Below are 20,518 nucleotides of genomic sequence, written 5' to 3'. Positions count from 1 at the left end.
GTCCGGAATAATTCGCAGCATGATAGTTTGCAACCTAACTATTTGCCTGCTATTATTCGCCCATGCCTGCTATCGACGCCCTCCGTTTCGCTTTCACCGGCCAGCTCATGCTGGCCGGCCGCCAATGGCGCCAGATCTCCCAGGGCGCGGTGACCACATATGGCATATCCGCCGCGGCCGCCGGGCCCTTGTTGTTTATCCGCCGCCTGGGCGGTGGCGTGCGCCAGGTCACGCTGGCCGACTACGTGGGGCTGGAAGGCGCGTCGCTGGTACGGCTGGTCGACCAGCTTTCCGCCGCGGGCCTGGTGCGCCGCGAGGTGGACGCCAGCGACCGCCGCGCCAACGCGCTGTGGCTGACCGACGCCGGCGAGGAACTCGCCGCGAAGATCGAGGTGGACCTCAAGCAGGTACGCGCCGAGGTGTTCACGGGCATCAGCGAGCGGGATTTCGAAGGCGCGCAGCGTGTCCTGGACGCACTGGCGCGCGCTGCCGCAGCGACCTCGTCGACCTCGTCGACCTCGTCGGCTACTTCGGGCGCCTCCGGCAACACGGGGTCCTGAAGGCAATGATCAGCTGGCCAACCGGAAGAGACTGGATCTTTTCCTTCAAAGCATTTGCCGCTGCCATGCTGGCATTGTTTCTCGCGCTATACCTGGGCCTGCCGCGCCCGTACTGGGCCATGGGCTCGGTCTATATCGTGGCGCATCCGCTCACCGGCGCCACGCGCTCCAAGGCGCTTTACCGCGTGCTGGGCACGCTGCTCGGCGCGGCGGCCTCCATCGCGATGGTGCCGCCCCTGGTGAACGCGCCGGCGCTGCTGATGGCGGCGGTGGCGCTGTGGACCGGCGTGCTGCTCTATATCGCACTGCTGCATCGCACGCCGCGCAGCTATGTGTTCATGCTGGCGGCCTATACCTTGCCGCTGGTGGCCTTGCCCGCGGTGAACGACCCGGGCGGCGTCTTCGATCTCGCGGTGGCGCGCGCCGAGGAAATCTGCCTGGGCATCCTGTGCGCGAGCGTGGTCGGCTCGACCATCTTCCCGGCCAAGGTGTCCACCGTGCTGGGCGAGAAGACGGCCCAGTGGCTGAACGATGCCGCGCTGTGGGCGACCGACATGCTGTGCGCGGACGCTGCCGACAAGGTTTCGCGCCATCACAKCCGGCACCGGCTGGCAGCGGACATCCTGGCGCTGGACCAGTTGATCAGCCAGCTTTCCTACGACACCGAGACCGCCGAGCGCGTGAAGCACGCGCAGGAACTGCGCGGCCGCATGACCATGCTGCTGCCGGTGCTGTCGTCGCTGGCGGCGGTGGTGGAAGCCTTGCACCAGTATCCGGCCGGCGTGCCGGAGCGGCTGTCGCGGAACATGGCGCGGGTATCGAAGTGGATCGAAGGCGGCGCGCGGGCGCCGCTGCCCGCGCTGGAGTTGCCGCAGGCCGCGCCGATGGAAGACGCGCAGGCCAGCCTCGCGCCCGGCCAGGCGGAGCCCGACTGGCACGATGCGCTGGCCGCCACCGCCGAAGGGCGCCTGCGCGAGCTCATGGAGCTGTGGCAGGACTGCGTCGCGCTGCAGGGCCGCGTCGGCGGCACGGCTCCCGATGCGGGGTGGACGCCGGCATTCCGGCGCTGGGAGGTCGGTGCCGCGCGCCACTACGACCACGGCATGCTGCTGTTTTCCACGGTGACCGTGGCCCTCGCCATTTTCTGCATGGGCATGATCTGGATCCTGACGGGCTGGGCGGACGGCGCGGGCGCCGTGGCACTGGGCGCGATCTCGTGCTGCTTCTTCGCCGCGCTGGATGAACCCGCGCCGCAGATCCGCTCCTTCTTCACCTGGAACGTGGTGTGCCTGGCGATCGCCACCGTCTACCTGTTCGTCGTGCTGCCCAACGCGCACGACTTCGAGATGCTGGTGATGATGTTCTCCGCGCCCTACCTGGTGATCGGCGTGCTGATGGCGCAGCCGCGGCTGGCCCTGATCGGCATGCCGCTGGCGGTKATCACGGCCAACGATATCGGCATCCAGGGCGCGTACAGCGCGGACTTCCAGGCCTTTTTCAACGGCAACGTGGCCGGCATCGCAGGCATCCTGTTCGCACTGGTGTGGACCCTGGTGATGCGGCCGTTCGGCACCAAGGTGGCGGCGCGCCGGCTGGTTCGCGCCAGCTKGGACGATATCGCGCGCAACGCCACCGGGCGCGAACCGGGCGAGCACGCCCAGTTGCGCGCCCGCATGCTGGACCGCCTGGCGCAACTGGTGCCGCGGCTGGCCGCCAGCGAAGACGAGATGTCCAGCGATGGCTTCTCCGAAGTGCGGGTGGAACTGAGCACGCTGGCACTGCAGCGCGAGATGCCGGGCCTCGCGCCCGAGCACCAGCATGCCGTGGGGCGCGTGCTGCAAGGCGTGGCCAGCTACTACCAGGCGCGTCTCGATGCCCGTGCCAACACGCCGCCGCAGGTGCTGCGCGAGCGCATGGCCAAGGCGATCCGGGCCGTCGCCACGCGTGCCGACCAGGCTTCGCGCGAGGCCTTCGCCGCCCTGGTCGAGATGCATGTGGCCCTGTTCGCGGCGGCGCCGCTTGCCGCGCCGCCGGCCGTCGCGCCGGCAGGCATCCCGGCGGGCGAAGCGGACAAGGGTCAACAATAGTCATGGAAGCGAACAATGGTTACCAAGCAGGAGGCGAACGGCAATGAGCGGTGAGATCGACCTCTACGGCGTGTTTGTCCCGAGCCTGCTGGCGTGGATGCTGGTGGCTTTCCTGATCACCGCCTGCGTGCGCGCCGTGCTGTCGCGCGTGGGCTTTTACCGGCTGGTCTGGCACCGGTCGCTGTTMAATCTGGCGTTCTATGTGATCGTCCTGGGTGGCGTCGTCTACCTGGCGTATCGGCTGCAGTCATGAAACTGAATCTTCGTTCGCTCGGACCTATCGTCCTTACCCTCGTCGTCACCGCGGTCGCGGTGGTCGTCGTCAAGCACCTGTGGGATTACTACACGATCGCGCCATGGACGCGCGACGGCCACGTGCGCGCCGACGTGGTGCAGATCGCGCCCGACGTATCGGGCCTGGTGACCAAGGTCATGGTCAAGGACAACCAGCTCGTCAAGCGCGGCCAGCCCCTGTTCGAGATCGACCGCGACCGCTTCGCGCTGGCATTGCAGCAGGCGCAGGCCACGGCCGCCGCGCACAGCGCCACGCTGGCGCAGGCGCGCCGCGAGGCACGGCGCAGCCAGACCCTGTCCGAGGTGGTGTCCAAGGAAGTGGTGGAAGAAGGGCTGGCCAAGGTGCAGGCCGGCGAGGCCGCGCTGGCGCAGGCGCAGGCCGCGGTCAGCCTGGCCAGGCTCAACCTCGAGCGCACCGTGGTGCTCAGCCCGGTGGACGGCTACCTCAACGACCGCCTGCCGCGCCTGGGGGACTATGTGAATACCGGCCGCCCGGTGCTGTCGCTGGTCGATTCGAACTCCTTCCACGTGGAAGGCTATTTCGAGGAAACCAAGCTGCACGGCATCCATATCGGCAATCCGGTCGACATCCGCATCATGGGTGAATCGCGCGTGCTGCACGGCCACGTGCAGAGCATTGCCGCGGGTATCGAAGACCGCGACCGCACCAACGGCGCCAACCTGCTGCCCAACGTGAACCCGACCTTCAACTGGGTCCGCCTGGCACAGCGCATTCCGGTGCGCATCGTGCTGGACGAGCCGCCGCCCGATTTGCGGCTGGTGGCAGGCCGTACCGCCACCGTGTCGGTGCGCGAACCGGGCCGGCAGGCCAGGGTGCAGGATGATGGCAAGGCCACGCCGGTGAAGGCGGCGGCCAGCCAGGGAGCAGCGCAGTGAACACCTTGCGCCTGGCCCTGCTGCCCGCCCTGGTGCCGCTGCTGTTCGCGTGCACCACCGTCGGCCCCGATTACCGCGTGCCGGACAATGCCGCGCTCAAGGCGCCGGCGGCCAACGGCAAGCTGATCGGTTCGGAAAACGCGGCCGTCTCCGTCGGCGAAGTGCCGGACGGCTGGTGGCGCCTGTACGACGATCCCAGACTCGATGCGCTGGTGCAGCAGGCGCTGGTCGCCAACACCGACCTGCGCGTGGCGGCTGCCAACCTCAAGCGCGCCATCGCGGTCTATCACGAAGTGGAAGCCGAGAACCTGCCGGAAGCCAGGTTGTCGGCCAGCGCCGAGCGCGGGCAGATCGCCGGCGAGCCGCTGCTCAAGKAAGAAAAGATCCCGGTGATGAACTTCGGCGATGTCGGCTTCAGGGTGTCCTACCTGATCGACTTCTTTGGCAAGCTGGCGCGCGCCGACGAAGCCGCGCTGGCCGGCGCGCAGGCCAGCGGCGCGGCGCTCGACCAGGCCCGCGTTGGCGTGGTGGCCGAGACCGTGCGTGCCTACGTGCAGGGCTGCGCCGCCACGCACGAACTCGCCGTGGCCGAGCATCAGCTGGACCTGCAAAACCGCGGCGTGGAACTGGCGCGCAAGCTGGTCGATGCCKGTCGCGGCCAGCCGGTCGATCTGCTGCGCGCCCAGGGCCAGGCCGACTTGCTGCGCGCCGMCTTGCCGCGCTTCAAGGCCGAGCAGGACGGCGCGGCCTACCGCCTTGCGGTGATGCTGGGCAAGCCGCCCACCGAAGCGTCGAAGGCGGAGTACGCCTGCCATGAAGAGCCGCACCTGAGCCAGCCGCTGCCGGTGGGTGATGGCGCCGCGCTGCTCAAGCGCCGGCCCGACGTGCGCCAGGCCGAGCGCGAGCTGGCCTCGGCCACCGCTAAGATCGGCGTGGCCACGGCGGATCTCTATCCGTCCATCCGTATCGGCGCGTCGGCCGGCTTTACCGGCATCCTGGACCATCTCGGCCAGGCACCCACCGCGCACTGGGGCTACGGCCCGCTGATCACCTGGAACATCCCGACCAGCGGCACGCGCGCGCGCATCCACGGCACCGAGGCCGGCGCCGAGGCGGCGCTGGCGCATTTCGACGGCGTGGTGCTCAAGGCGTTGCGCGAGACCCAKACCGCGCTGAGCAGCTATACGCGCGAACTGGAGCGCGCCGCCGCATTGCGCGATGCGCGCGACAAAGCCAGCGAGGTGGCGCGGCAGAACCGCCAGCTTTACCAGGCCGGCCGTTCGCCGTACCTGAACACCCTCGATGCCGACCGCACGCTGGCCAGCACCGATGCCGCGCTGGCGGCGGCGGAAAGCCAGGTCGCGCTGGACCAGATCAACCTGTTCCTGGCGCTCGGCGGTGGCTGGCAGGACGCGCCGAAGGTCGAAACGCATACAATGAGCGAGCACTGAGCCGCTTGCCGTGCATCGCGTATCGCACATCGCACATCGCGTATCGCATGCAGGCCGGCCAGTCTCCAATGGTTACGACGTAGAACACTGCAATGACTTCTTTCCCGCACTCCATCTCGCATTCTTTCCCGCTTTCCTCCTCTTCGCTGCGCAAGACCCTGGCCATCGCGGCCGCTGCGCTCGGCATCGCCGCATCGGGCGCCGCAGTGGCACAGGAACAGACCCTGCGCGTGGGCACCGTGAGCGGTCCGGACGCCCAGGTCTGGCAAGTGGTGCAGAAGGCGGCAAAGCGCGAAGGCCTCAATATCAAGGTCGTGGAATTCAACGACTATGTGCAGCCCAACGCCGCGCTCGACGCTGGCGACCTGGACGCCAACAGCTTCCAGCACCAGCCCTATCTGGACAGCCAGGTCAAGCAGCGCGGCTACAAGATGGTCAGCGTGGGCTACACCTATATCTCGCCGCTCGGCATCTACTCGCAGAAGCTGAAGTCACCCAAGGACCTGCCGCAGGGCGCGAAGATCGCCGTGCCCAACGATCCCTCCAATGAGAATCGCGCACTCTTGCTGCTGGCGGCCCAGGGCGTGATCAAGCTCAAGGCCGGCGCGGGCGCGAACGGCGTCAATGCCACGCCGCTCGATGTGAGCGACAACCCGAAGAAGGTGAAGATCGTCGAACTCGACGCGGCGCAGCTCGCGCGCGCGCTGCCCGACGTGGCGGCGGCGGTGATCAACACCAACTACGCGCTGGCCGCAGGCCTGCAGCCGCTGCGCAATGCCATCGCGCTGGAAGACATCCACAGCCCGTACGCCAACATCATCGTCGTGCGCACGCAGGACAAGGACAAGCCCTGGGTCAAGAAGCTGGTGGCGGCCTACCAGTCGGAAGAAGTACGGCAGTTCATGAAGAACGAGTTCAAGGGCGCCATGGTGCCGTCGTTCTGAAGCTGCAGGATGGATGGGCTGCCCTGCAACGGGGCGGCCCCGGACGGGCTATCCGCTAGCCCTGGCGCGGCCGGCACCGCTGGTGCCGATCACGGCCGCCCGTCGCATCTAGCGCGCGTAGGTGTACACGGCCGCGCGCGACACACCGATATGCGCGGCGACGGTCTMCATCGCGCGGCGGATATCCAGCATTCCCGCTTCCTTCAGTTCGCGCAGCAGGCTGCGCCGCTCCTCGGTCTTCAGCGCGCGCGGCGTGGTCGACAGCCGCGCGGCGAATTCGTCGATGCGGGCGCGGATCGCGTGGGCGCCGCCGGCATCGAGCGATTCCACGGCAGCGCTGTCGGTGTCGACCGCGCCGAACTGGCCAAGCATGCTCTGCAGGCTGCGGAACAAGGTCATGTCCACGTTGAGGCACAGCGCCGCCACATAGCGGCCCTCGGAATCCTTGATGCCGATGGAGGTGCTCTTGGCTTGCCGGCCGTCGGGAAACTGGTTGGGGTAGTTGGCGATGACCTGCGGGAATTCCGGATCGGCGATGCGCGCCAGGCCGAGATCGGTGACGGGATCGCCCACCACGCGCCGCGACAGGCTGTTGTGGATGGCGAGGATGGCGTGCTCGGGGTCGCCCAGGTCATGCACCACGACTTCGCAGAACGGCGCGAAGGTGGCGCTCAGGCCTTCGGCGATTTTCTTGGTCTGCTCCAGCAGGATCTGCTGTTCCGGCGTGCGGCGTGGCGTGCGTTTTTTCTTCATCTGGACAGAATATCCAGCTCTGTATGAGGCGTCAACGTGGTGGCGCCCTGGCGCCGGAGCGGCCCATGCACGGTAAAGTCGCCGCCACATGGCGGGCTCGCCGCTCCGGGATGATTGACAAATAGTATTCATGTAGACAAAATATCCAGACCATCCGGTGCTGGATATCCGTGCCCTTTCGCTCGTTGCTTTGTTGGCCCGACCCGCGCGGCTCTTGCGGCCCTTGCAGCCTTCGCGAAACCGCACCGTGTTCCGAACCCGGCTCTCCGCCCACTCCATCGCTACCTCCGACCATGACCGATTCCCTGCCGATCACCTTCGACGATATCGCCGCGGCGCATGCGCGCGTGGCCCCGGCGGCGCACCGCACGCCGGTACTGACCTCCAGCACGGCCAACGCCGCCACCGGCGCGGAGCTGTTCTTCAAGTGCGAGAATTTTCAGCGCATCGGCGCCTTCAAGTTCCGCGGCGCCTACAACGCCATTTCCCGCTTCACGCCGGAGCAGAAGGCGGGTGGCGTGATCGCGTTCTCGTCGGGCAATCATGCGCAGGCGATCGCGCTCGCGGCGAAGCTGCTGGGCGTGGCCGCGGTGATCGTGATGCCCGAGGATGCTCCCGCGCTGAAGATCGAAGCCACGCGCGGCTATGGCGCCGAGATCGTGATGTACGACCGCTACAAGGAAGACCGCGAGGCACTGAGCCTGCGCATCGCCACCGAGCGCGGCATGACGCTCATCCCGCCGTACGACCACGTCGACGTGATGGCGGGGCAGGGCACGCTGGCCAAGGAACTGTTCGAGGAAACCGGCCCGCTCGACATGCTGGTGGTGTGCCTGGGCGGTGGCGGCTTGTTGTMGGGCTGCGCGGTGGCGGCGCATGCGATGTCGCCGGGCTGCACCGTGATCGGCGTGGAGCCCGAGGCCGGCAACGATGGCCAGCGCAGCCTGCGCGAAGGAGAGATCGTGCATATCGACACACCGCGCACCATCGCCGACGGCGCGCAGACCCAGCACCTGGGCAAGCATACCTTTGCCGTGATCCGGCAGCGCGTGAGCGATATCGTGACCGTCAGCGATGCCGAGCTGGTGGAGACCATGAAGTTCTTCGCCAGCCGCATGAAGATCGTGGTCGAGCCCACCGGCTGCCTGGCCGCCGCCGCCGTGCTGCAGGGCAAGCTCGACGTGCGCGGCAAGCGGGTCGGCGTGGTGGTGTCGGGCGGCAACGTCGACCTGCAGCGCTTCGCCACCCTCGTGCAGGGCGGCGCACCGTGAGCGGCGCACGCTTCGTCAATCCGGCCGGCATGAATCCGCCGGGCGGGCACTACTCGCATGGCGCATGCGCCAACGGCATGGTGTTCGTCTCCGGCCAGCTGCCGATTGCGGCGGACGGCCGCAAGCTTGCCGACGCGCCGTTCGAGATGCAGGCGCAGCAGGCGCTKGACAACGTCKCCCAGGTATTGCGCGCCGGCGGCAGCGACGTGTCGCAGCTGGTGCAGGTGCGCGTGTACCTGACGGATATCGGCCAGTGGCCGGTGTTCAACCGCCTCTACGAAGCCTGGGTGGGCGAGGTGCGCCCGGCGCGGGCGGTGGTCCCGGTGCCGGAGCTGCACTATGGCTTTGCCATCGAGGTGGAGGCGGTCGGGCTGGTGGCGGCGGATCTTCCGGCCCGATAGCGGCGGCATGCGCATCGGCTCGGCGCGGTTCGGAAGCCGACGCCCCGGGGACGGCGATGCCAGGCGACTGCCGGCTGGCGGCTCCTGACGAGCGGCGGGCGGGGAACTGCTTCAAGGCCCGGCGGGTCACACCGCTTACGCCAACGGAGATTCCCGCTTCATTGCCGGCCTGGCGCTGACCTGCGTCGGCGCGGCGTGCCGCTTCCGGCGTGCCGGCAGCGGCACGCATGGTATCGGAGGGGGGCTTCCGCGGCGGCACCGGGTGCGTCAAATCGACGCAACTTAGGACCTGTCCTATGCGGTGAGATGGCCGATTCGTACTGGTCAGGCTTCGGCGGCGTGCCTCGGCACGTACACTGGGAACCGATCCGTCCGGGCCGRCACAGGCCCGATTCGAACCCCTTTCCCTATCCGTCGACATGCACGCCACCATCCTGCACGCCAAGAAGCTGCCCGCAAGAATTCTCCTGCCGACCCTGCTCGCCCTGGCCCTCGGCGCCTGCGGGAAGTCCGCGCCCGATGCGCCGGGCGCTGCCTCTGCGCCGGCGGCCGCGCAGCAGGCCGCMACGCTCTCGGTGGACGCCGTCGCCGCGGCGACGAAGGGCTTCAGCGCCGGCAACGTCCTGAGCGCAAAGAAGGTCTACATCTTCTTCGATCCGCAGTGCCCGCATTGCGGCGAACTCTGGAAGGCGGCCGCACCGCTGATGTCGACCGTGCACTTCACCTGGATCCCGGTGGCGCTGCTGACGCCGGAACGCTCCGCGCAGCAGGGCGCGGCCTTGCTGGACAGCAAGGATGCCGTGAAGACCATGGACAGTCACGAGGCCACGCTGGGCACGCCGCAACGCGGCCTCGATACCGCCGGCCAGGCACTCTCGGCGCAGGCGCTGGCCCAGGTGAAGGCCAATACCGAATACTTCCTGCGACTGGGCATCACCAGCGTGCCGTTCGGCGTGTTCGGCGCGGACGCCAGCCAGGTCCAGAGCTTCGAAGGGGCGATGGATACCGAAGCCCTGAAGGCTCGCCTGGGCGTCTAAGGCGGCGAGGCCCCGCAGGGCCCGGCCTGCCTCACCTAGCGGGCGCCGGCCAGGCCGGCCGCCCCGCTCCAGTAGACCCAGCTGCGCTTGCGCCGCAGGCGGTCCAGGTACTCGTTCTCGAAGCTGCGCGGGAAGCGGCTCGCTGCCTGCCGCGCGGCCTCCTGCAAGCCAGCCATCTCCCACACCCGGATCGAGCCCGAGGCGAGCCTGCCGGCCATTCCCAGGTCGAAGTAGGGCACGGCGAGGCCGAGGTGATGGCGCGACTGCGAGACGCAGGCCGTCCATTCGCGCATGGCGTCCGCCAGCGCGAGCAGCGCGGCCGAGAACGATTTCCCGGTGCGCGCCATCAGCATGCGGCTGCTGAGCACCCCGTCCACCAGGTCTCTCTGCGCAGCAGAGAGCCGCGCGCGGTCGAAGGTGCCGAGCGCGGGATGATGCGTGGCCAGCAGTTGCAGGCAATCGGCMAGTCCGGTGGCGCATTCGCCGCCGATGGACAGGGCAGGGCAGCGCAGCTCCGCGTCGCCGAGCAAGGGGAGCACTTCCGCCGCGTGGCGCGGGGACTCCAGTTCAAGGACTTCGTGTTCGAGGCCTGCGTCCTGCATGAACAGGACCAGCGTGGCGCAGGCCGGGCATCCTTTTGAAACGAACAGTTGGTACATCGTGAGGACGAGACGCCCCGTCCCCCGGCAAGGCATGGCAAGGGGAGAGAGGTCGTGCGGGAAGAAGGTCTGGATGGGCGGACTTTACGGCCACGCCGCGCGCGCGAACAGAATCAGATCCGGCGAATACGACCGGATCAGCGCCGCCGTGCCGGCACGGGCACGACGCCACCGMACGCCACCGCAAGCCACTACACCACGATCTCCCGGTGCGGGCGCGGCATGCGCGCCAGCAGGTCCGCCAGCTTCTTCAGGGCGAGCCCGAGGCGCGCGCGTTCCTTCACGCCGCCCAGCGAGATGCGGATCGCATTGGGCGGGTTCGGTCCCGCATGGAACGCATCGGAGGCGGTAACGCGCAGGTCCTCCGCATGCGCCGCCTGCGTCAGTTCGCGCGAGGTCCAGTAGCTCGGCAGCGCCTGCCACATATGGATGCCGGCCGAAGGCGGGTGGCCCAGGCTGCCCAGCATCTGGCGCGCGAGAGCATGCCGGGCGGCGCATTCGGCGCGTATCTGGTCCAGCAGCGCAATGGCGGAGCCGTCATGCACCCATTGCGTGGCCAGCGCGGTGGAAAGCGGCGTGGACATCAGCGCGAACGAACGCAGCGCGGCCAGCACCGCGTCCTGGTCGGCGGCGGGCGGCGTGACAAGGTAGGCGGTGCGCAGGCCGGGACTCAGGCATTTGGACAGCGTGGCGATGTAGTAGACGTGGGCGGGCGAGTAGCTCGCGAGCGGCGCGGGCGCGTCCGGCGTCAGCAGCCAGTAGGGGTCGTCCTCGATCACGGCGATGCCGCGCTGTTCCGCCACGCGCGCGATGTCGCGGCGCCGCTGCGCCGGCATGGTGCGTGTGTTGGGGTTTTGCGAAGTCGGGTTGAGGTAAGCCACGCGCGCGCCGTGCTCGCGGCACGCCGCTTCCAGCGCATCGGGGCGCATCCCCTGGTCGTCCGCGGCGGCGGTGACGACCTGGCGGCCCAGCTGTTCGGCGGCCAGGCGCAGCCCGGGATAGCACAGCGGCTCCGTGACGATGACGCCGCCCGGCGGCGTCAGCGCGAGGATCAGCGCGGCCAGCGCGGCCTGCGCGCCGGGGCAGGCGATCAGCCGCGCGGGCGCCACGCTGCCCAGCATCGGCGCGAGCCAGAGGGCGCCGGCGGCCTTGTCGGGGCTACTGCCGMCGCCGAGCTGGTAKGTCATCAGGAGGTTGGCGTCGGTGCGCAGCAGCACCTGCGACATGCCGCGCCGGAGCAGGTCGTCGAAGTCCAGCCCTTCGGGCGGCGGCGGCACGTTCATGCTGAGGTCCACCATCTGCGCAAGCTCCACCGTGGGCGCCGCGATGAAGGTGCCAAGCGCGCCGCGTGCCTCGACCAGGTGGCGGCGCTTGGCCTCCGCGAGCGCCCTCGTCACCGTGGTGAGGTCCACGTCCAGCAGTTCCGCCAGCTGGCGCTGCGGCGGCAGCCGGTCGCCGGGATTGAGCCTGCCGTCGCCCACGGCCAGTTCCATGGCGGCCACCACCTGCAGGTAGCGGGCGCCCTTGCCCGGGCGGAAATCCGGCAACCAGGCGGGACGGTTGCCGGCGTCTTGTAGGTTGGATTTTCTAGGCATAAACCCTTGATGTATGGCTTTTGTCTTACCTTATTATCYGGCTCCGCATCGCATAAAGCCATACATTGAGCCGTTTTGTATGCTCCTCCCGCCTCCCGGCGGCTGTCGCCCGCAGCAATCTTCCGCAGCAATGTATTCAGCATGCCGTGGCATCCCGTCCCGACAAGTGCATAGGTTATGTGGTGCATAACTAAGGTGATCCAGATATGCGCAAATCGACGGCCGGGCCAGCCATGGCAATCCGGCGCTCCCTATATGCCCGGGCACAGGCGTGGGCCGGCAGGATGCCGGGCTCCGCGCTGGCTTGCGGTGCCGCGGCCGCGCTGCTGCTGAGCGGCTGCTCGATGGAACTCTTCTCGCCGAAGGGCGCCATCGGGCACCAGGAAAAATCGCTGATCGTCATCTCGCTGGCGCTCATGCTGATGGTGGTGATCCCCGTCATCCTGCTCACGCTGTATTTCGCCTGGCGCTACCGCGCCTCCAATACCAGCGCCACCTATGCGCCGAAGTGGGCGCACTCCACCGCGATCGAAGTCGTGGTGTGGACGATCCCGTGCGTCATCGTCGCGTTCCTGGGGTTCCTGATCTGGGGCAGCACCCACAAGCTTGATCCCTACCGGCCCATCGAGTCAGCCACCGCGCCCGTGGAGGTGGAGGTGGTCGCGCTGAACTGGAAATGGCTGTTCATCTATCCGCAGTACGGCGTCGCCTCGCTCAACCAGCTGACGATCCCGGTCGATACGCCGATCAGCTTCAGGCTGACCGCGKAATCGATGATGAACTCCTTCTTCATCCCGCAGCTCGGCAGCCAGGTCTACGCCATGGCGGGCATGCAKACGCGCCTGCACCTGATCGCCGATACGCCGGGCGTCTATCTCGGACAGTCCGCCGCCTACAGCGGGGCGGGTTTCTMCGACATGCACTTCAAGACCTTCGCCACCTCGCGCGCCGACTTCGACCGCTGGATCGCCGAAGCCAGGAAGGCAGCGCGGCCGCTCGACGAGAAGACCTACCGCGCGCTCGAGCTTCCCAGCAGCAAGGATCCGGCCACCTTGTACTCCACCGTGACGCCGGCGCTGTTCGCCGGCGTGGTGAACAAGTACATGCAGAGCGGCGACGCGATTTGCCGCGCGAACAGCCCGGCCACACTGGAGGCGGCATCGAAGCCTGAATCGACGCCCGTATCGACGCCTGCACCGAAGCCGGTCTCCCGGGAACTCTCGCAGGCCACCTTCCCGGCCACCAGCGCCAAGGCCACGGAGCTATAAGCCATGTTTGGAAAACTGAACCTCGACGCCATTCCGTACCATGAGCCCATCATCATGGGTACGCTGGCCGTCGTCATGCTGGGCGGCGCCGCGTTGCTCGGCGCCATCACGTACTTCGGCAAATGGAAGTACCTGTGGACCGAGTGGTTCACCTCGGTGGACCACAAGAAGATCGGCGTGATGTACATCATCATGGCGCTGGTGATGCTGCTACGCGGCTTTGCCGACGCCATCATGATGCGCGTGCAGCAGGCCTTCGCCTATGGCRACGCGGCCGGCTACMTGCCGCCGCACCACTACGACCAGATCTTCACCGCGCACGGCGTGATCATGATCTTCTTCGTGGCGACGCCGTTCATCCTCGGACTGATGAACGTGATCGTGCCGCTGCAGATCGGCGCGCGCGACGTGGCCTATCCCTTCGTCAATTCGCTGAGCTTCTGGCTGTMGGCGGTGGGCGCGGTGCTGGTGATGCTGTCGATGTTCGTCGGCGACTTCGCGGCCACCGGCTGGGTTGCCTATCCGCCGCTGTCCGAGCTTGGCTATAGTCCGACGGTGGGGGTCGACTACTACATATGGTCATTGCAGATATCGGGGCTGGGCACCACGCTGACCGGCATCAACTTCATCGTCACCATCCTGCGCATGCGCGCGCCTGGCCTGAACCTGATGAAGATGCCGGTCTTCACCTGGACCGCGCTGATCACCAATATCCTGATCGTGGCCGTGTTCCCGGTGCTCACCGCGACGCTGGCGCTGCTGACCGCTGACCGCTACCTGGGCATGCATTTCTTCACCAACGAGCTGGGTGGGAATGCCATGATGTACATCAACCTGATCTGGGTCTGGGGCCATCCCGAGGTCTACATCCTGATCCTGCCGTGCTTCGGCGCGTTCTCGGAAATCATCTCGACGTTCTCGGGCAAGCCGCTGTTCGGCTACAAGTMGATGGTGTACGCGACCTCGTCGATCGGCGTGCTGTCGTTCTTCGTCTGGCTGCACCACTTCTTCACCATGGGCTCGGGCGCCAACGTCAATGCCTTCTTCGGCATCATGACTTCGATCATCTCCATCCCGACCGGGGTGAAGCTGTTCAACTGGCTGTTCACGATGTACCGCGGGCGTATCCGCTACCACTCGTCCACGCTGTGKACCATCGGCTTCATGGTCACCTTCGCGGTGGGCGGCATGACCGGCGTGTTGCTGGCRGTGCCKGGCGCGGACTTCGTGCTGCACAACAGCCTGTTCCTGGTGGCCCACTTCCACAACGTCATCATCGGCGGCGTGATCTTCGGCTGCCTGGCGGCAATGAGCTTCTGGTTCCCCAAGGTGTTCGGTTTCACGCTCAACGAGCGCTGGGGCAAGATTTCCTTCTGGTGCTGGCTGGTGGGCTTCTACCTCGCCTTCATGCCGCTCTATGTGCTCGGCTTCAAGGGCATGACGCGCCGGATGAACCACTACGCCAACGTGGACTGGCACCCGTACCTGGTGGTGGCGCTGTGCGGCGCGGTGATCATCGGGGCCGGCATCGTGGCGCTGCTGATCCAGCTCTTCGTCAGCGTGCGCGACCGCAAGCAGAACATGGACCCCACCGGCGATCCGTGGGACGGCCGCAGCCTGGAATGGGCCACCGCTTCGCCGGCGCCGTTCTACAACTTCGCCCACGTGCCGCACATCACGTCTCTCGAGCAGCACTGGGACGACAAGGAGAGCGGCCGCGCCTACGTGCAGCCCGCGCGCTACGAGGCCATCCACATGCCGAAGAACACCGGCGCGGGCGTGATCATCTCGGGCTTCAGCCTGGTGCTGTGCTTCGCGCTGGTCTGGCATATGTGGCTGGTCGCGATCGTCTCGCTGGCCGGCGTGATCGGMACCTTTATCGCGCGCACCTATAACCGCGACGTGGACTACTTCGTCCCCGCGGCGGAAGTCGAGCGCATCGAAAACACGCGCTATGCGAAGCTGCAGGAGGCGGCGTAAATCATGAGCAACACGATGACTGCCCACGCGCATGCGCATGGACACGCCGGGCATGCCGGGCACGAGCACGCCCACGAGCATCATCACGACGACGGATCCAAGACCACCCTCGGGTTCTKGATCTACCTGATGAGCGACTGCCTGATCTTCGCCGTGCTGTTCGCCACGTTCGGCGTGCTGGTCGGCAATACCGCCGGGGGGCCGAGCGGGCGCGAGCTGTTCGAGCTGCCTTTCGTGCTGGGCGAGACCATGCTGCTGCTGCTCAGCAGCTTCACCTTCGGCGTGGCGATGCTGTACATGCAGTCCGGCCGCAGCCACCTGGTGGTGCGCTGGCTGGGCGTGACCTTCCTGCTCGGCGCCGCCTTCATCGCKATGGAGGTGTACGAATTCGCCGAGCTGCTGCACAAGGGCGCGGGGCCCGGCGTCAGCGCGTTCCTGTCCTCGTACTTCACGCTGGTGGGCACGCACGGGCTGCACGTGACATGCGGCCTGGTGTGGATCGCCGTGATGATGCACCAGCTCAAGCGCTTCGGGCTGGACGGCATCACCAGCCGCCGGCTCAACTGCTTGAGCATGTTCTGGCACTTCCTGGACCTGATCTGGATCTGCGTCTTTACCTTCGTTTACCTGCGTGAGTTCGTATGAAGACAAATCACCTTCACGCGGCCGGCGCCGCCGATGCCGCGCACGGCAGCTTCAAGGGCTATGTGGTCGGTTTCGTGCTTTCGGTGCTGCTGACGTTCGCCTCCTTTGGCGCCGTGATGCTGGAAGTGGTGCCCAGGCACATGGGGCTGGCGGCCATCGTCGGGCTGTGCGTGGCGCAGTTGCTGGTGCAGCTGGTGTTCTTCCTGCACATCGGCACCGCGCGCGACCAGCGCCAGAACACCGCGATCTTCATCTGCAGCGCGCTGCTGATCGCCATCATCGTGGCGGGTTCACTGTGGGTCATGCATAACGCCAACGTCAACATGATGCCCATGCAGATGTCGACGGATCGCGCCAAGATGAGCGACTGACCGTGAACGACTGACCGGCACGTCCGGCCGCCGCCGATTCAATTCCGGTCTGTGGAATTGAAGGGCTGCAAATCGGCTGGCGCGGGCCTATTCTCGTCTCCAACAAGCGGTGCGTCGCGGCAGTTGTCCGCGGCGCACCGGATTCCAAGGAGACGACAGTGCATTCCCTTCCGCTTCGCGCCGCCAGGAGACTGGCGCTGCTGTGGGCCAGCCTGGCCCTCGGCACTACCGCGTGCCTGCCGGCCGCCGCCATGGCGGCCTTCCCCGAAAAGCCAATCCGTATCGTGGTGCCGTTCTCGCCGGGCGGCGGCACGGACCTGATCGCGCGCACCATGGGCGTGGCCATGTCGCAGGACCTGGGCCAGCCGGTGGTGGTCGACAACAAGCCCGGCGGCGGCACCATCATCGGTACCGACAACGTGGCCAAGAGCGCGCCCGACGGCTATACGCTGGTCATGGCCACGTTCGCGCACGCAGTCAACCCGAGCCTGCAACCCAAGTTGCCGTATGCCACCGACAAGGCGTTCTCGCCGGTGGTGCTGGTCGGCCGCTCGCCCAATGTGCTGGTGGTGCGCCCGGACAGTCCCTACAAGACGGTACAGGACCTGATCAGCGCCGCGCGCGCCAGGCCCGGCAAGATCTCCTTCGCCTCGCAGGGGCCGGGCACTTCTGCGCACCTGGCAGGAGAGTTGTTCAAGAGCCTGGCCAAGGTCGATCTCAACCACATTCCCTACCGCGGCGCGGGCCCGGCCATCACCGACCTGCTCGGTGGCCAGGTCGACCTGATGTTCGCCACCGCCTCCGCTGTCGGCAACCTGCTGGAATCCGGCAAGCTGCGCGCGCTCGCGGTCACCAGCGCGCAACGCTCGGCCAGCCCCGACCTGGCCAAGGTGCCGACCATCGCCGAGAGCGGCGTGCCCGGCTACGTGGCCGAGAGCTGGTACGGGCTGTTCGTCCCGGCCGGCACCCCGGCTCCGGTGATCGCTCGCCTGAACGCGGCGGCGAAGAAAGCCGTGACCACCGAAGCCTTCCGCAAGCGCGCCGAGTCAGAGGGGCTGATCGTCAGCCCCGGCACGCCGGAGGAGTTCGGGCGCTATGTGCATGGCGAGCAGGTGCGCTGGAGCAAGGTCGTCAAAGACGCAAACATCACACTGAACTAAGCCATCCCGAAGCATTGCCGGCAGCCGCCGCGCTCGCCCGCTMGCTCGCAGGCGGCGGGGACCGGCGAATACACAAAGAGACAGACCATGAACGACTATTCCTTCATCCAGCTGGATACGCGCGACGGCATCGCCGTGCTGACCCTCAACCGCCCGGACAAGCGCAACGCCATCACCGATGACATGCGCACCGAACTGATCGACGCGCTGGAACGCGTMGGCGCCGACCGCGCGATCCGCGCGCTGGTACTGACCGGCAGCGGCAAGGGCTTCTGCGCCGGCGGCGACGTGGCGGGCATGCAAAAGCGCATGGACGCGCCGCAGGGCGAGGTTGGTTTCAACGGCTGGGCACGCCAGCAACGCGTGCACCACTCGGTGGCGCTGCTGCACGACATGCCCAAGCCCACCATTGCCGCCGTCAACGGCTCGGCGGCCGGGCTCGGTGCCGACATGGCCATGGCCTGCGATTTCGTGATCGCCGCCGAGGGCGCCAGCTTTGCCTGGTCCTACATCCACCGCGGGCTGATCCCCGATGGCGGCGGCATGTACTTCCTGCCGCGCCGCACGGGCCTTTCCAAGGCAAAGGAGCTGATCTTCAGCGGGCGCAAGGTGGACGCGGCCGAAGCGCTGCAACTGGGCATCGCCGATCGCCTGAGCGCACCGGAAGCCCTGCTGTCGGACGCATGCGGCTGGGCGGCCGAGCTGAGCCACGGCTCGCCCACGGCGCTGGCGCTCGGCAAGTCCATCCTGAACCAGAGCTTCGAACTGCCGGCCGACCAGGTTTTCGCKCAGGGCAGCCAGGCGCAGGGCATCTGCTACACCAGCACCGAGCATCGCGAGTCCGTGCTGGCGTTCCTGAACAAGACCGCGGCCAAGGCCTGACATCATGGCAGCCGACCTGACCCATGTTCCCGGCGCACCGGCCGTCTCCACCTCGGCCGCCATCGCGCGGCTGCTCAAGCCGCGCAGCGTGGCCGTCATCGGTGCCTCCGCCGATCCGGCCAAGACCTCGGGGCGGCCGGTGTCGTACCTGACGCGGCACGGCTTCAGCGGCGCGATCTATCCGGTCAACCCGAAGGTGGATGCCATCGACGGCATCCGCTGCTACCCGGACATCCGTTCCCTGCCCGAGGTGCCCGATGTCGGCATCGTGCTGCTCGGCGCGGAGCGCGCGCACCAGGCCGTGCGCGAGCTGGCCGAGCGCGGCACCGGGGCCGCGATCGTGCTCGCCAGCGGCTATACGGAGACCGGCGCCGAGGGCGCGCGCCGCCAGGCCGAGCTGCTCGAGGCGGCGGGCAGCATGCGCCTGCTCGGGCCCAACACGATCGGGCTGGTCAACCTGACMGACAGCATTCCGCTGTCGGCCAGCGGTGCGCTGGAGATGGAGCACTTTCCCGCTGGCAGCATCGGCGTGGTGTCGCAGAGCGGCGGCATTCTCGGCGCCTTGCTGTCGCGCGCCGCGGCGCGCGGCATCGGCCTGTCCAAGCTGGTCTCCACCAGCAACGAGGCCGATCTCGACCTGGCTGACTTCATCGACTACCTGGCCGACGACGATGCCACCCGCGTGATTGCGCTGTACGTGGAGAGCGTGCGCGACCCCGCGCGCTTCCGCGCCGCGGCGCTCAAGGCCGCGGCAGCCGGCAAGCCGGTGGTGGCGTTCAAGATCGGCCGCTCCGAGGCGGGTGCGCGCGCGGCCGTCTCGCATACGGGGGCCATGGCGGGCGCGGACAGGATGTATGACGCGCTGTTCCGCCAGGTCGGCGTGATCCGCGCGCAGTCCTTTGCCGACCTGCTCGATATTCCCGCCGCGCTGGCCACGGGCCGGGTGCTGCGCGGCAAGCKCGTGGCCGTGCTGACCTCGACCGGCGGCGCCGGCACGCTGGTCTCGGACAGCCTGGGCGTGTCTGGCTTCGAGACGCCGCCGCCGGACGAGGCCACCGCGGCAGCGCTGCGCGCGCTGCAGAAGGGCGATCACGCCGCGCTGGACCGCAATCCCATCGATGTCACGCTGGCAGGCCTGCAGCCGGACCTGCTGCGCGCGGCCATCCGCACGTTGCTCGACAGCCCGGGCTATGACGCCGTGGCGGTCATCGTCGGCTCCTCCGGCCTCGCCATGCCCGGCCTGATGGCCGATGCGATCCGCGACTGCCTGCCGGGCAGCGACAAGCCGGTGCTGGCCTATGTGAGCCCGCATGCGCCGCAGGTCGCCGCGGTGCTKAACCAGCGCGGCGTGCCGGCCTTCAGCGCGCCGGAAAGCTGTGCGGTGGCGTTCGCGGCGATGCTCGGCGCGGGGCAGCTGCAGGGCGTGTCGGACKGGGCGAAGACGCCGCCCCCTCCGGGCGCCGCAGTCGATACCGCCGACGTGCCGTCCGGCGCGCTCGACGAGGCTGGTGCCAAGGCGCTGTTTGCCCGCTTCGGCCTGCCATCGGTGCGCGAGACCATCGTGCAGGACGGCGAGCAGGCGCAGGCCGCGGCGCGCGCGCTGGGCGAGCGCGTGGTGCTGAAGATCCTGTCGACGGAGATCACGCACAAGAGCGATGTCGGCGGCGTGGCGGTCAACGTGGCGCCGGCGGATGTGCCGGCGCGCCTGGCGACGATGCGCGCCGAGGTGGCTCGCCACACCGGCAAGGCGCCGGACCGCTTCCTGGTGCAGGAGATGGTGGGCGGCGGCGTCGAGATGATCCTGGGCCTGCACCGGGACCCGCTCGGCACGGCGGTCCTGCTCGGCATGGGCGGCGTCACGGCCGAACTGTTMCAGGACACCACCATGCGCCTGCTGCCGCCGGGCGGGGCGCTGTCGCACGAAGAAGCGGCCGCCATGGCGCGCGAGCTGAAGACGTGGCCATTGCTGGACGGCTATCGCGGACGCCCCAAGGCGGATGTGGGGGCGCTGGCCGATGCGATCGTGGCTTTCTCGCGCATGGCGGCCGCGATGGGCGAGCGGCTGGTCGAGGCGGAGATCAACCCGGTGTTCGTGCTGCCGGCGGGGCAKGGCGTGCGGGCGGCGGACGGGGTAGCGGTCATCGCCTAGGCAGGGCTCGCGCGCGGGGCCGGTCTGTGCCAGACTGCTGCCCTCGGCGCGGCATTTCCGCTGGACGGAAACGCCGCGCCTCAAGCGCCGCCGCAGGCGCGCCCATGCCATCGG

19 protein-coding genes are annotated in these 20,518 nt (G+C 68.0%); 16 read left to right on the top strand and 3 right to left on the bottom strand.

Features of this window, described 5'->3' with window-relative positions; translation table 11 throughout:
* The first annotated feature begins 62 nt into the window (after positions 1-62).
* The 6 genes from AC1DKV_RS34345 (at position 63) to AC1DKV_RS34320 (ending at position 6,233) form a co-directional block, all read left to right on the top strand.
* A complete protein-coding gene (locus AC1DKV_RS34345; protein WP_441622854.1) occupies positions 63-560 on the top strand; it encodes a MarR family winged helix-turn-helix transcriptional regulator in 498 nt (165 codons plus the stop codon).
* Positions 561-565: 5 nt separating this feature from the next.
* Positions 566-2,647 carry an FUSC family protein gene (locus AC1DKV_RS34340; RefSeq protein WP_477139097.1) on the top strand — a complete coding sequence of 694 codons (2,082 nt, stop codon included), beginning with the start codon at positions 566-568 and terminating at the stop codon, positions 2,645-2,647.
* A 43-nt stretch (positions 2,648-2,690) separates the two neighbouring features.
* Positions 2,691-2,900, top strand: coding sequence for a DUF1656 domain-containing protein (locus AC1DKV_RS34335; protein WP_477139096.1), 210 nt, complete (start codon positions 2,691-2,693; stop codon positions 2,898-2,900).
* A complete protein-coding gene (locus AC1DKV_RS34330) occupies positions 2,897-3,838 on the top strand; it encodes an efflux RND transporter periplasmic adaptor subunit (RefSeq protein WP_441622848.1) in 942 nt (313 codons plus the stop codon). Before AC1DKV_RS34335 ends, AC1DKV_RS34330 begins: the two co-directional genes overlap by 4 nt.
* Positions 3,835-5,289: an efflux transporter outer membrane subunit gene (locus AC1DKV_RS34325; RefSeq protein WP_477139095.1), complete on the top strand. Its 1,455-nt coding sequence runs from the start codon at positions 3,835-3,837 to the stop codon at positions 5,287-5,289. The genes AC1DKV_RS34330 and AC1DKV_RS34325 overlap by 4 nt, the downstream gene beginning before the upstream one ends.
* Before the next feature lie 92 nt (positions 5,290-5,381).
* Positions 5,382-6,233, top strand: coding sequence for a MetQ/NlpA family ABC transporter substrate-binding protein (locus tag AC1DKV_RS34320; RefSeq protein ID WP_441622844.1), 852 nt, complete (start codon positions 5,382-5,384; stop codon positions 6,231-6,233).
* A 108-nt stretch (positions 6,234-6,341) separates the two neighbouring features.
* Here the strand turns inward: AC1DKV_RS34320 and AC1DKV_RS34315 are convergent, their stop codons facing one another.
* Positions 6,342-6,986, bottom strand: coding sequence for a helix-turn-helix transcriptional regulator (locus tag AC1DKV_RS34315; RefSeq protein WP_477139094.1), 645 nt, complete (start codon positions 6,984-6,986; stop codon positions 6,342-6,344).
* Positions 6,987-7,279: 293 nt separating this feature from the next.
* Here AC1DKV_RS34315 and AC1DKV_RS34310 point away from each other — a divergent pair, with 293 nt between their 5' ends.
* The 3 genes from AC1DKV_RS34310 to AC1DKV_RS34300 all read left to right on the top strand — a co-directional run bounded on the left by AC1DKV_RS34310 (position 7,280) and on the right by AC1DKV_RS34300 (position 9,695).
* Positions 7,280-8,257: a threo-3-hydroxy-L-aspartate ammonia-lyase gene (locus AC1DKV_RS34310; protein WP_477139093.1), complete on the top strand. Its 978-nt coding sequence runs from the start codon at positions 7,280-7,282 to the stop codon at positions 8,255-8,257.
* Complete coding sequence (locus AC1DKV_RS34305) at positions 8,254-8,658, top strand: RidA family protein (RefSeq protein WP_477139092.1); 405 nt, start codon at positions 8,254-8,256, stop codon at positions 8,656-8,658. Before AC1DKV_RS34310 ends, AC1DKV_RS34305 begins: the two co-directional genes overlap by 4 nt.
* 419 nt (positions 8,659-9,077) lie before the next feature.
* Entirely contained in the window at positions 9,078-9,695 is a 618-nt protein-coding gene (locus AC1DKV_RS34300) for a thioredoxin domain-containing protein (protein ID WP_441622836.1), read from the top strand.
* A 35-nt stretch (positions 9,696-9,730) separates the two neighbouring features.
* Here the strand turns inward: AC1DKV_RS34300 and AC1DKV_RS34295 are convergent, their stop codons facing one another.
* Together AC1DKV_RS34295 and AC1DKV_RS34290 are read right to left on the bottom strand one after the other, a co-directional pair.
* Positions 9,731-10,354 carry a hypothetical protein gene (locus AC1DKV_RS34295; protein ID WP_441643582.1) on the bottom strand — a complete coding sequence of 208 codons (624 nt, stop codon included), beginning with the start codon at positions 10,352-10,354 and terminating at the stop codon, positions 9,731-9,733.
* Positions 10,355-10,545: 191 nt separating this feature from the next.
* Positions 10,546-11,949 carry an aminotransferase-like domain-containing protein gene (locus AC1DKV_RS34290; protein WP_477139091.1) on the bottom strand — a complete coding sequence of 468 codons (1,404 nt, stop codon included), beginning with the start codon at positions 11,947-11,949 and terminating at the stop codon, positions 10,546-10,548.
* A gap of 284 nt (positions 11,950-12,233) precedes the next feature.
* Here AC1DKV_RS34290 and cyoA point away from each other — a divergent pair, with 284 nt between their 5' ends.
* The 7 genes from cyoA (at position 12,234) to AC1DKV_RS34255 (ending at position 20,404) form a co-directional block, all read left to right on the top strand.
* Complete coding sequence (gene cyoA, locus AC1DKV_RS34285) at positions 12,234-13,217, top strand: ubiquinol oxidase subunit II (RefSeq protein ID WP_477139102.1); 984 nt, start codon at positions 12,234-12,236, stop codon at positions 13,215-13,217.
* A 3-nt stretch (positions 13,218-13,220) separates the two neighbouring features.
* Positions 13,221-15,197, top strand: a complete 1,977-nt coding sequence (gene cyoB, locus AC1DKV_RS34280) for a cytochrome o ubiquinol oxidase subunit I (RefSeq protein ID WP_477139090.1) — start codon at positions 13,221-13,223, stop codon at positions 15,195-15,197.
* 3 nt (positions 15,198-15,200) lie between these two features.
* Positions 15,201-15,842 carry a cytochrome o ubiquinol oxidase subunit III gene (cyoC, locus tag AC1DKV_RS34275; protein WP_477139089.1) on the top strand — a complete coding sequence of 214 codons (642 nt, stop codon included), beginning with the start codon at positions 15,201-15,203 and terminating at the stop codon, positions 15,840-15,842.
* The gene (gene cyoD, locus AC1DKV_RS34270) at positions 15,839-16,213 is read left to right on the top strand and encodes a cytochrome o ubiquinol oxidase subunit IV (protein ID WP_441622826.1); all 375 of its coding nucleotides are present in this window, start codon (positions 15,839-15,841) and stop codon (positions 16,211-16,213) included. Before cyoC ends, cyoD begins: the two co-directional genes overlap by 4 nt.
* Before the next feature lie 158 nt (positions 16,214-16,371).
* The gene (locus AC1DKV_RS34265) at positions 16,372-17,373 is read left to right on the top strand and encodes a tripartite tricarboxylate transporter substrate binding protein (protein WP_441622824.1); all 1,002 of its coding nucleotides are present in this window, start codon (positions 16,372-16,374) and stop codon (positions 17,371-17,373) included.
* Positions 17,374-17,460: 87 nt separating this feature from the next.
* Positions 17,461-18,255, top strand: a complete 795-nt coding sequence (locus tag AC1DKV_RS34260; RefSeq protein ID WP_441622822.1) for an enoyl-CoA hydratase/isomerase family protein — start codon at positions 17,461-17,463, stop codon at positions 18,253-18,255.
* 4 nt (positions 18,256-18,259) lie between these two features.
* Positions 18,260-20,404, top strand: coding sequence for an acetate--CoA ligase family protein (locus AC1DKV_RS34255; protein ID WP_477139088.1), 2,145 nt, complete (start codon positions 18,260-18,262; stop codon positions 20,402-20,404).
* The last annotated feature ends 114 nt before the right edge of the window (positions 20,405-20,518 follow it).

This window comes from Cupriavidus sp. 05T41, assembly GCF_056396525.1.
This window is presented reverse-complemented; position numbering and strand designations above follow the sequence as displayed.

Bases quoted from the DNA above. Each gene is read 5' to 3' on its own strand.
- AC1DKV_RS34330 (WP_441622848.1), top strand. From the start codon at position 2,897: ATGAAACTGAATCTTCGTTCGCTCGGACCTATCGTCCTTACCCTCGTC.
- cyoD (WP_441622826.1), top strand. From the start codon at position 15,839: ATGAAGACAAATCACCTTCACGCGGCCGGCGCCGCCGATGCCGCGCAC.
- AC1DKV_RS34320 (WP_441622844.1), top strand. From the start codon at position 5,382: ATGACTTCTTTCCCGCACTCCATCTCGCATTCTTTCCCGCTTTCCTCC.
- AC1DKV_RS34345 (WP_441622854.1), top strand. From the start codon at position 63: ATGCCTGCTATCGACGCCCTCCGTTTCGCTTTCACCGGCCAGCTCATG.